Genomic DNA, 10,782 nt, shown 5'->3' with positions numbered 1-10,782 from the left:
TGCCTTCGACGTCCAAAATAACACCGTGATCCGTGTCGATCAGGTAATTGTCGGAATAGCTAAAGAAAGCAGGCCCTTTGCGGGCCGCAGTCCACTGGCTGGCCGGATCGGAATGCGAGGTGAACTTGGGCTGGACATCGCTGGCAGCGCCAAATGCGGCATCGTCGAGCGTGTCGAGATACTCGCGGACCGCGCGCGCGCCCCGCGTCTGCCGGATCGATGGTCGACGCATCCCATTCTTCCTTCGGGGTTGAGTTCTGCTTGTTCGCATCCGCTTCGATCAGGCTGGCGTCCACTGCCATGCGCTGCCCGCTGGCAAGTCCTTCTTCGATGCAACGTGCAACTGTCGTCTCGAACAGATGGCGCAGCAGCTCGCTCTCGCGGAAACGGCCATGGCGGTTCTTTGAGAAGGTCGAATGGTCTGGAATGCGATCGTTCAGATCGAGACGGCAGAACCAGCGATAAGCCAGGTTCAAATGCACTTCCTCACAGAGCCGTCGTTCCGACCGGATGCCGAAACAGTATCCGACCAGCAGCATCCGGATCAGCAGCTCGGGATCGACGGAGGGACGGCCGGTGTGGCTGTAGAAATCCGCCAAATGGGCACGGATGCTGCTCAGGTCGACAAACCGGTCGATCGATCGCAGCAGGTGGTCTTGCGGGACATGATCCTCAAGCGAGAACTCGTAGAAAAGTGCTGCCTGTGCTTCCTGTCTCGGCCCCATCATCGTCAAACCCTCCCGCCCGTCAGAAGAATTGAATCAGCAACTTACGCTTCGATCAAGCACGAGTTTTTCAACAAAATACGCCCTTTCCTGTTGATGGCAGGCCAATGCGGGCCGCCCACTCACAAACCCTGAGAACTGCGGGTTACACCGCTGCAGTCAATCCAATCCGAATACGTTGGTCACATCATCCCGCAGATACACGGCTCCGAAATCCCGTCCCTCCGGCGAGAAGCGCGCAACTCTGCCGGATGCTATCTGTCCCTTAAGGCTGTTGCGGTGCTGGCCGGTTTCAGCCGCCAGGGTCGTCAGAGTCGCAAACTGACGCCGGAACGTGGCCATGTTCTCGGGAGTCATCCAGTATTGTGGTCGTTTCGTGCGGGGATTGATGATCTTGCTGGCGGGTACGTATCCGGCTTCGATCATGGACTGAAATACACCACCATCGCGTAGTCCGACTGACCGGCCGAACTCGGCGGCAGCCATGCCCTGCAGCTCTTCGGATGCTTCTTCGGGTTTGACCCTGGGCATCGGTGCGATTGCGTCAACCTCCGATCTCGGAACAACAATGCCATGGAAGCCTGCCTCCTCACCGGTCCTTTGACCTACGGTCATGGACTTGTCGCGGATCCTCGCGATCAAATCGCCCAAGCCGATCTCTCGGCGTCGAGATGCGCGCAGGAGGGTTTCCCAACGGGAGTCGTCGACCTGGACTGGAATGGCCCCAGAAGACAATTCATTGACCAGCAAAACACCGTCAGAAATCTGCCACGGGTTCTTGACCTTTTTCACGCGTGTCCGCGGTCGCAGCAAATCTGCTTCCGTCAACGCGATCAGCTCCATCTTTGTCGCGCCCATAGCCTCACGCATGGCGATCGGGCCGACCAGGTTAGGAACTTCCGCGAGAAGATCGGCATGCGACTTTGCGTCAAACAGCTTACGGCTCTCGGGACGAGGATCGTTTTCGGCGATAGCACCGGCTTCGATCAAGTAATGCTCCAGAACTTTCGCGCCCACCCCGGTCTCAGAGGCGGCAGTACGCAAGGAGTGCTTGCGTCGTTGAGGCAGGGCCTCTCCCAAGATCACATCGCCACTGGCAAATGGCCAATGATCAAGGACGCACTCGCGCAGGATTTTTCGGAATGGATCAAATTGGGCCTCATTCACGTAATCTCGGTTCAACCGGGTATAAAGTGGACCAAATGTCTTGCTGGGTTCATCCTGGGCATCGGTTGCCATGGCTGCGATTTGATCGAGGGCCTCTCTGATTGCCTTCTTGCCAGCCGTCATGATGTCGAAGCCCCGGGAATGGTCGCGGCAAGATACGCTGCCCCCCTCGGCGCCATCGAGCTTGGATAGAGCCTGACCGAGCAATCGGCACAATGTTGTCACGACGAAAACAGGGTGATCCGCAAGCCATGTGGTATCCGAGCTATCCTGCAAACGCCGATCGAGCCACAGATCATAGGCAGACGGCACCCATCGCGCCTGATCAAACTTCCCTGACAGTATTTCGCCGGAGATTTCCTGCAGGCGGGCGCCGATATCGAAGCGGTCCCGCAGCGTCTCCGTCTGCCAGAGTGGGACCAGGGGATGGCTGTGCTCAACGCAGATCATCACATCCCTAAACTGCCAATCCCCCGCATGGCCATAACCTCATGTGCCGGGCGATCAGTCCCGGCAGCATCTTCCCGAAGGCACATCGGACACCCCCGGACCACCGGGTTGCGCAATGCCCGGGAAACATAGAGTTCACCCCGGAACCGCATCCGAACGTTGCCAGCCCGCATCCCGGTCCACGAGAGCATTTCGGCCATCACCTCCGGCGAGAGATCGGCCCAGCTCGAGAACACCTCCAGCGCCTCGTCATCCTGATCCATCAATCTCTTGAACGAGGCGCCCATGTCGTAGGCCAGCTGCGGGGCATCCGTGCGCCAAGTCGCCGCGAGACGCGCGAGGTAGGAATAAAGGGTTTCTCGTGAAACTGGCGAAGGGGATGAAATCGGTAGGGGCATCATATGCGATATGTCTTTCCCACCAGCATCACAGTCCTTCAACCTGAATTCCGTTCTCGGCCAACCACGTCTTTCGCCAGCGCCAATCTGGCAGGTGTTGCTCCACCTTGATCCAGAAATTGGCTGAATGATCTGGGTAATGCGCGTGAGCTAACTCATGGACCACAACATATTGGGCAATTCTTGGGGGTAGGAGGATAGACTTCCAGTGAAAGGAAACGCGTCCGTCGGAACCGAAAGAACCCCATCTGAACCCCAGGTCTTGGACTTTGACCTCCTGTACGCTCACCGCCATGCGGTTGGAGAGTTCATCGACTTGCTTCTCGAACCATTGTTGGGCTCGTAGCATATACCACGATACAAAGATGTCCCGCCCCCTGTTGATAGAGCTGCGTCTGAGACAGAACCGGCCGTTCTTCAGGCTGAGATCTACCAGCTGGTTCTCGACAAGCCGCAGTCGATGACTCCGCCCAAGATACAGGAACCCTTCGCCCTCTACGAATTCTTTCATCGGGGCGCGTTGTTGGAGACGCGCCTTCTCTTCGACCTTCGTGTGGATCCAGAGCAATTTTTCTTCAACGAAACTGACCAGTTGATCAGCGGGAACGCTCGAAGGTGCGACGATGGACAGATCGCCAGAACGTTCCACAGTAATCTGCATTGTTTTGCGCCGATCACTACGATGCACGTCGAAGGCAAGGCCGTCGATCTCCAGTCGATGCTCGCGCACTCGCGCTGGCTTTCCGCCGGTCCGGATCGGCGTCATCGGCAGCTTGGACATTAGGCCGCCCTCAGCTTGTCTTCGTTGGCTTTCGCTTGCTGCATCAACTGATCTGCAAGAGCTTCTGCCTCGTCAACGCCGAACCCCTGGAGTTGCGCGTCGAAAATGATCTCGAAGATCTCGGACCGGAGATTTTCTTGATCGGCCATTTTGAAGCTGCTCCACAAGGAACGATTTGCGCTGATCTCCTCAATGATGCGGTCCACAGCAAGGCGTGTCATCTCGTGCAACGTGTGGAGCCGGTCAGCGGGGGTCGTTTCATCAGCAGAACATGCCGCCAAGACTGTGCGGAGGAATGGAAGGTAAATCTCTGGGATGTCCGAGGTGGTTTCATCGCTTTCACTGGCTTCACCGCGAAGTTCGTCGATGATGGTTTGCAGTTGTTCAATAATCTGATCCCACTGTTGGCCGAGGCCATTCAGGATATCGTTCAATCGTTCCGACATTTTCCTGAAACGTACAGGGTCAGTTTCAAGGTTCTTGCGTATGTGAGAACGGATCGCGTGTTCCATCTCTGAAGCCTTGGCCCGGCCACTTGAGGCATGTCCAACCTGGTTGTCGAATTCGGCATCCGTGAGTTGCACGGGCGGGATCTTCGGGTCTATGCCGAGAGAAATGACGTGATCGTCAATCAGCTTCCGCACTTTGGCGCCGACATCCGCCCCGATGACCGGGATGTCGCGATACCGGTTGCGGGCGCGGGCCTGCAAATAGGCAAGTCTCTTGGCGTCCTGAACGAAGGGCAGCCCTTCCGGGCGAGGAAGGATGATTTCCAGCGACTTCAGGAAATCCTTAAGTTTGACAGTGAATTCAGCTCTGGCCTTCTCTGTGGAAAGCACCTGCAGGCAATCCTCGTCGTTCGAAAGGTCATCAAGGCCCGCGCGACGGAAAATGTCCACGACCCGGATATGCCGATCCTGAAGAACCGGGATTTGATCATTCAGACTGACCAAAGCGCCATCAATGTCCTCATCAGAATAGGCGGCCAAGGCAGCCTTCAGATGATGGGCCACGCCGAAATAATCGACGACGATGCCGCAGGTTTTCCCGAATCCTGTCCGGTTTACCCGGGCGATCGCCTGTAAGAGCTCGGCCTCGCGGATGGAGCGGTCGAGATACATCACCCCTTCGATCGGGGCGTCGAACCCGGTCAGGAGCATGGACTTGACGATCAGGAAAGCCAGCGGATCCGATTTCGTTGCATCCTTGTGAAACAGGGGCTTCTTGAACCGTTTGATGCGCGTTTCTTGTGCGGACCCGTCCGTCCATTGCTTCCATGAGGCGTCGTCGTTGTTGCCCCCCGACATGACCGCCGCGAACTCGATCTTTTCCAAAGTGTCCCGATAGCGCCAAGCCTGTACCACCGCCTGAAGCGCGGCAGGCTTGGTGCAGAGCACCTCGTCATCCATTGCCTTGTCCGGGTCAGAGAGCGCTGCTGCCTCTGCCAGCAACTCGTCACGGGCTGCCAGAAAAGCGGCCTGATATCGGACCACTGCCGTCCGGCTGTAGGCGACCACCTGTGCCTTGTATCCGTTCGGCAATAGATTGGTCACGTAATGCCGCAGCATGTCACGTGCCTTCTCTTCGATGAGCTCTTTGGCTTCGAGGATGTTGCCCTTGGTGGCGTATTTCTTGCGGATCGCTTCCAGCTCTTCATCCGTGCGGCCACGGAACATGTCCTCGAACAGACCGTCCAGCGTGGCGCCGTCCTTCACCGCACCCTCGGCCGTCCGGCCCTCGTAGAGGACCGGCACCGTTGCGCCATCGGCCTCGGCTTCCTTGATCGTGTATTTATCGATGAAGTCACCGAAGATCTGAGTGGTGCGCTTCTTCTCTCCCATGATGATAGGCGTGCCGGTGAATCCGATACGAGCACTGTTTGGTAGTGCGGCCATCAGGTTTGCGTGCAGATCCCCCGCCTGGGTCCGGTGCGCCTCGTCCACCACGACGACGATCGTGTCATCCTCGTTTAGCACCTCGAAGGCCGGTCCCTTTGTAACCCCCGCCACGTCTTCATCGGTCCGGTATTTCTGGATGGTGGCGAAGACGAGGCCTGGCCCCTTGCGCTTCGCCAGCTTCTTCAACGATCCGTTGCTCGTCGCCATCTCGACCACATCACCGGACAGGGTTGCCGTCTCCGACAGCTGCCGCTGCAGGTCCTTCCGGTCGGTGACCATGATCACCTTGAACTTACGTAGGGCCAGATCCGTCCGCATCTTGCGGATCATGAACACCATGGTCAGGCTCTTGCCAGAGCCTTGCGTGTGCCAGACGATACCGCCACGGCGGTCATACTCGCCATCCTGTAGCCGCGTCTTGCCGCTGCGCAGCCGTTCCAGCGCGCGGTTAACGGCGCGGTATTGCTGGTATCGGCAGACGGTCTTGATGGTCTGACCGCCCACGTTCATGAACAACAGGTAATGTCGCAGGATATCCAGCATATGCGCAGGGCGCAGCATCCCCGCGATAAGGCGTTCCTGTTCCGACAGGCCCTTTTTGCCCAAGGCTTTGATCACGTCATCTTCCGACCCCGTGCCATCCGGCCCCACGACCGTCTTCCACTGACCGTAATGCTCCAGCCCCGCGCCGATGCAACCCACACGGGCCTGATCGAAACTTGTGGCGATTAGCAGCTGGACGCTGGCGAACAGCGCAGGTGTGCCCTCGTTCTCCTCGACCTCCAGCGCGGCCTTGCGGGCGTTGTGATAGCGGCGCAGCTGTTTGACCGCCTCGGCCAGCGGTTCGGGAATGGCGGGGCTCTTCGCCTCGACCACCACCACGGGGATGCCGTTCACCAGCATCACCACATCAGGGATGATAAAGCCCTTGCCCACGTCATGGCCGGGCGGGCAGTCGACGCGGAACTGGTTCGCGACAGTAAAGCTGTTGGCGCCCACATCGTCCCAGGCGATGTAGCGGATAGTCTGGCCGCGCCCGCCGTCCCAGCCCGGCAGGCCCTCGACCGTCAGGCCCTTGAGCAGCAGTTCGGTGACCGCCTGATTGGCCTCCTTCAGCCCGCGATGGCCGTGGCGGGTGAGCGCGCTGACAGCCTCGGACAGGCGGGCGTCGTCGAGCCAGGGCTGGCCGTCCGGGCCCGGGTTGATGGCGCGCAGGCGCTCGCGCAGCGTGGCCTCAGCGATGACCTCCTTGAAGCTGGTGCGGCCCGTCAGGGCGGGCTCATCCTTGCTGCCGGTCTGCGCGGTCCAGCCCATGGCGACGCATTGGTCGATGAAGGGCTTTTCGACGTCATCGTATTCATGTCCCATGGGCAGACCCTTCGGTTACAACAGCGCGGTGACGAGCGTCCTGCCGGTGAGCAGGTCATCCATCAGGCCGGATTTCTGGAGGCGGAGTTTGGCGAGTAAATTCTGCTCCGTCTGAATTCTCACTTCGGCCGCATCAATTTTTGAGGTGATCTCTTCTTGCTCTGCTTTAAGCGGCTTTACGACGATCAACTCCCGCATCTCACCAACGTTGAAATGCTGTTGAGCCAGTCCACCTTGACCACTCAGGACCTGACCTTTTCCGAAAGGCGAGTTGATCCAGCTACACAGGAACTCTGAAGAAACTGAGTTGAGTGGTGTGCTGATCAAAATATCTACGCAGTTACAGCCATTGTATTTTTCCGGCACGACCGCACTTGTTCCGGGGTAGCCCGTCCGAACTGTAAGTATATCTCCTTTCCGGATCTGACTCTTATGGAGCAAGGCGTTTGACGCCGCCGAGATATAGACGAAATCGCTCTCCGATATGTATCCCTCGCGGACGTTGGCGGACCTGAAGGTTGGAACACCTTCGTCAACATAATGATCGGCAGGCCTAATTACGATCCCGACGCAAATGCGCGAACAATAGTCTGCCAACCTGCCCCAATCCCACCCCTTCGGCAGCCAGCCGAGCGGGGTTTGTTTGTAGAGGTGGGGGGCCTCGGGGTGTGGGGGGCGGAGGTCGCCGTTTGCGTCGATGCCGCGGGTCAGTAGGTCATGCAGCAGCCCCTGCTTCATCGCCTTCAACTTGGCCACCACCGCCTCGGTCCCCCGTATCGCCGCGTCCAACGTATCAAGGATTTCGGCGATCTTGGATTGGTGTGGGGGCGGCGCCAGCGGAACTTGAATGTTCAGATAGTCCGCAACCTTGATGCCCTTCACGGTCGATCCCACGGAAACGGCTTCAGCTCGCGGCTTTGCGTAATCGGCCAACCGCAGCAGGTACCGTGTGTCCGTAGAGGACGTCGGAAAGAGCGCTTTCAGGTCCTGGTTAATGGCAACATCCATCGGTGCAAGCGCCACTCTTCCGACCGCCATCCTGGTGCAGACGATTGGAGTGTTCGCAGGAATGAGGTTCGTTGCGCTGGCTGTCAGGCCTTTTTGAGTGATGTACTCGTCCGTCTCGTTGAGTTCGATCTGGCCTTCGTCGAAATCCTTGACCGAAGCCCAAGGGATGGGACCGTTCCAGAAGCCGGGATTCTGACGCGAAGGCGTGCCGCCGCCCACTTGGGCGGCCACAAATGTGCCAATAGGTCCTTCAGGGAAATTCGTCTCAGACATACCCCAGCCCCTTCAGGAAGCCAGCCAGCTTATCGGTCGCCTGCGCCCGTGCGCCTTCGATCTCGGTCAGGGTAACGCGATACTTGTCCCACCAGATTTCAAAGGCCGCCACGATCTGCCCGCGCTGCGCGGCGATGTAGCGGGTCAGGATTTTCTGCATATCATCATGCAAGATCTTCAGTAGCAGTTCCGCCGCCTCCTCGGGTGACAGCCCGTCAACGCCTGCGTTGATCTCATCCGTGAACTGCGCCTGTTTGGCTTTCAGGGTTTTCTTGACCTCGCTCAGTTCCTTCTTCCAGCGCTTGATCTGCGCCTCGTCCACCGGTTCGGCGTCTTCTTCTTCTTCCTCGTCCTCCTCGGGCTTGGCCGTCGCTGCCTTGATCTGCGCATCCAGTTCCGCCTTGCGCGCCTCAAGCTCTGAAATCTCACGCACGAAGTCGCCCATCAGGAAAGTGACCAGCTTGTGATCCAGCGGGTTCTCCTTGTTCCCCTTATCCTCCAGCGCCGTGACGATAGAGGTGCGCCAGGCATCGACAACGCCCTTTGTGTCGCGCGCCATGAGGGTCAGGAAGTCAAACCGCGACTGCATCCAGAACTGCGCGATGATCCCGCGCACGGTGAACGGGTCCAGCATGGCAAGGCTTTCGAGTGTGGTCGAGAAGCTGGACAGAAGCTCGTCGCGTAGGGCGATCAGCGCGGTCGCGTTGTCATCCCCCGCCAGCGCGGTGATGGCGTCGGTGTGGGCAGCCCACCAGCCGTTGAACTTGTCCCAAATCTCGGCCTCGCGCGCCATGAGGCCCGCATTGGTCTCGATGGCCGGTTTGATGTCGGCCTTGGTGGTGATCTGTGGCGCGAATTCGAGGTAACGTTCATCGCGCGGGGTCAGCAGGTCCATCGGGTTCAGGCCGTGGGACTTGAACAGCTCGGCCTTCGCCTCGACCTCCGGCTTCGGGATGCCGCCGACAAGGTGGGCGCGCACGTCATGCGGTTCTGGCGGCGGCGCGTTGTCGGCGTAGCGGCGGATGTTGAGGTTCCAGTCGTTCTCTTTCAGCCTGTCGATGTCGACGATGGTCGAGAAGCCGGGGATCTCGCGGTATTCCTCGAAGGTGGTGACGATCTTCTCAATATGCTCGGGCATCAGGTGGTTCTGCGCGCGGCCCTCGAAATACTCGCGGTCGGCGTTGATGAAGAGCACCTTGCCCTGACGGTCGGCGGGTTTGCCGGAGATGAGCTTCGCACCGTCATGTTTTTGCTGGCGCAGGATGATGACGCAGGCGGGGATGCCGGTGCCGTAGAAGAGCTGCGGGCCGAGGCCGATGACGGCTTCGATCTGGTCGCGTTCGATAATCTTCTGGCGGATCTTGGCTTCGTCACCGCCCCGGAAGAGGACACCATGGGGCATGACGGTCGCGATCATGCCGCCGTCACGGGTGACGTGCAGCATGTGCTGGAGGAACATGAGGTCGGCCTTCTTCGAGCCGCGCGGGACCTCGTGGAAAAATCGTTCGGGGAACTTGGGTTCCCAGAGGTAGTTGCCTGACTTGTCCTTGTCCTTCGATCCCCAGTTGATTGAGAATGGAGGATTGGTCAGGATTCGGTCAAAGCGCAGTAGTTCGCCGGTATTCTCTTCATCAAAATGCTTTGGATCCCCGAGAGTGTCTTCGTTTTGAAGGTTCGGGCTTTCCATGCCATGGAGAAGCATGTTCATCTTGGCGATTGACCAAACTGTTCCAGCATACTCCTGGCCGAAGAACTCGGCCTTGCGGCCGTCTTCCCCGTTCTCGTCAATGTACTCTTTCGCGGCAATCAGCATACCGCCAGAGCCACAACAAGGATCGTAAATGCGATGCTTCAGGGATGGCTTCAATAGCCGCACCATCATCCGAACGACAGATCGGGGCGTATAAAACTCGCCACCCTTCTTGCCGGCAGAATCTGCGAACTCCCCGATCAGATATTCATATGCAGCGCCAAGAAGATCGGGGAACTCAAAGTCCTCATTACGAAGCCGGTATTTTTGGAAGTGCAGTATCAACTGCCGCAGCTTGGTATCGCTGATCTTGCTCTGACCGATAGTTCTGGTGAAACTGATATGATTGATAACGCCATCAAGCGCAGTGTTTTCAGCTTCGAGTCCGCCGAGCGCCTTGTTCAAAAAATCGCCTACATTTAAGTGGGCGTTGTCCACAAGGTAGTCAAATCTCGAATGGGGCGGAACCCAGAATTCTCCGGTCTTGCCATACCACGCCTTGTTTTCGGCATCTTTAGCTGCTTGCTCACGATCAGCGCCCTTTGCGACGTATTTTCCGATCACTTCCTCACGCCGCTTTTCAAAAACGTCGGAACATCTTTTCAGAAACAGCATCCCAAAGATGAATTCCTTGAATTCCGACGCATCCATCTTTCCACGAAGAATGTCGGCGGCGCTGAATAGATGGCGCTCAAGTTGCGCAAGTGTCAAAGGCATGGGAATCTTCTCGTCTGATTTGCTCGCAACTTGAGGTATTTCGGCACGGAGAGCAACGAACAACCAGCGGAGCGGCTGGCCTGACCGCCACTTCCGTCGGAGACCTCGTACCGCGCTGGCGTGCGTCTTGGGAACGGTCGCGATCATGCCATGAGCGTGGCTGCGCCCCCCTTGAGAACATGTCTTTGACGAGCCCCCAGTGAATCACCCGTGCGAAAAGCAGCCATCGTTCTGCCTTCGCACACAC

6 protein-coding genes and 1 pseudogene are annotated in these 10,782 nt (G+C 58.2%); all 7 read right to left on the bottom strand.

All coding sequences use genetic code 11. The features are described from left to right. Nucleotides 1-728: pseudogene (locus BLT54_RS04115) on the bottom strand (transposase); the annotation flags it as partial. 156 nt (nt 729-884) lie between these two features. Continuing rightward, nucleotides 885-2,342, bottom strand: coding sequence for a hypothetical protein (locus BLT54_RS04110; protein ID WP_074641284.1), 1,458 nt, complete (start codon nt 2,340-2,342; stop codon nt 885-887). Next, entirely contained in the window at nt 2,342-2,743 is a 402-nt protein-coding gene (locus BLT54_RS04105) for a TniQ family protein (RefSeq protein WP_074641282.1), read from the bottom strand. Before BLT54_RS04105 ends, BLT54_RS04110 begins: the two co-directional genes overlap by 1 nt. A 25-nt stretch (nt 2,744-2,768) precedes the next feature. Next, nucleotides 2,769-3,521, bottom strand: a complete 753-nt coding sequence (locus BLT54_RS04100; protein ID WP_083351677.1) for a M48 family metallopeptidase — start codon at nt 3,519-3,521, stop codon at nt 2,769-2,771. Then, nucleotides 3,521-6,787, bottom strand: a complete 3,267-nt coding sequence (locus BLT54_RS04095) for a type I restriction endonuclease subunit R (RefSeq protein WP_074641280.1) — start codon at nt 6,785-6,787, stop codon at nt 3,521-3,523. The genes BLT54_RS04100 and BLT54_RS04095 overlap by 1 nt, the downstream gene beginning before the upstream one ends. Before the next feature lie 15 nt (nt 6,788-6,802). Next, the gene (locus BLT54_RS04090) at nt 6,803-8,068 is read right to left on the bottom strand and encodes a restriction endonuclease subunit S (RefSeq protein ID WP_074641279.1); all 1,266 of its coding nucleotides are present in this window, start codon (nt 8,066-8,068) and stop codon (nt 6,803-6,805) included. Next, on the bottom strand, nt 8,061-10,535 hold the full coding sequence (locus tag BLT54_RS04085; RefSeq protein WP_074641278.1) for a type I restriction-modification system subunit M: 2,475 nt from the start codon (nt 10,533-10,535) through the stop codon (nt 8,061-8,063). Before BLT54_RS04085 ends, BLT54_RS04090 begins: the two co-directional genes overlap by 8 nt. Between the last annotated feature and the right edge of the window lie 247 nt (nt 10,536-10,782).

It is taken from the genome of Celeribacter baekdonensis, assembly GCF_900102315.1.
Classification (GTDB): Bacteria; Pseudomonadota; Alphaproteobacteria; order Rhodobacterales; family Rhodobacteraceae; genus Celeribacter; species Celeribacter baekdonensis.
This window is presented reverse-complemented; position numbering and strand designations above follow the sequence as displayed.

What these genes read in the sequence shown, in the direction of transcription:
- BLT54_RS04110 (WP_074641284.1), bottom strand. Translation starts at nt 2,342, where the DNA reads ATGATCTGCGTTGAGCACAGCCATCCCCTGGTCCCACTCTGGCAGACG.
- BLT54_RS04105 (WP_074641282.1), bottom strand. Translation starts at nt 2,743, where the DNA reads ATGATGCCCCTACCGATTTCATCCCCTTCGCCAGTTTCACGAGAAACC.
- BLT54_RS04100 (WP_083351677.1), bottom strand. Translation starts at nt 3,521, where the DNA reads ATGTCCAAGCTGCCGATGACGCCGATCCGGACCGGCGGAAAGCCAGCG.
- BLT54_RS04095 (WP_074641280.1), bottom strand. Translation starts at nt 6,787, where the DNA reads ATGGGACATGAATACGATGACGTCGAAAAGCCCTTCATCGACCAATGC.
- BLT54_RS04090 (WP_074641279.1), bottom strand. Translation starts at nt 8,068, where the DNA reads ATGTCTGAGACGAATTTCCCTGAAGGACCTATTGGCACATTTGTGGCC.
- BLT54_RS04085 (WP_074641278.1), bottom strand. Translation starts at nt 10,535, where the DNA reads ATGCCTTTGACACTTGCGCAACTTGAGCGCCATCTATTCAGCGCCGCC.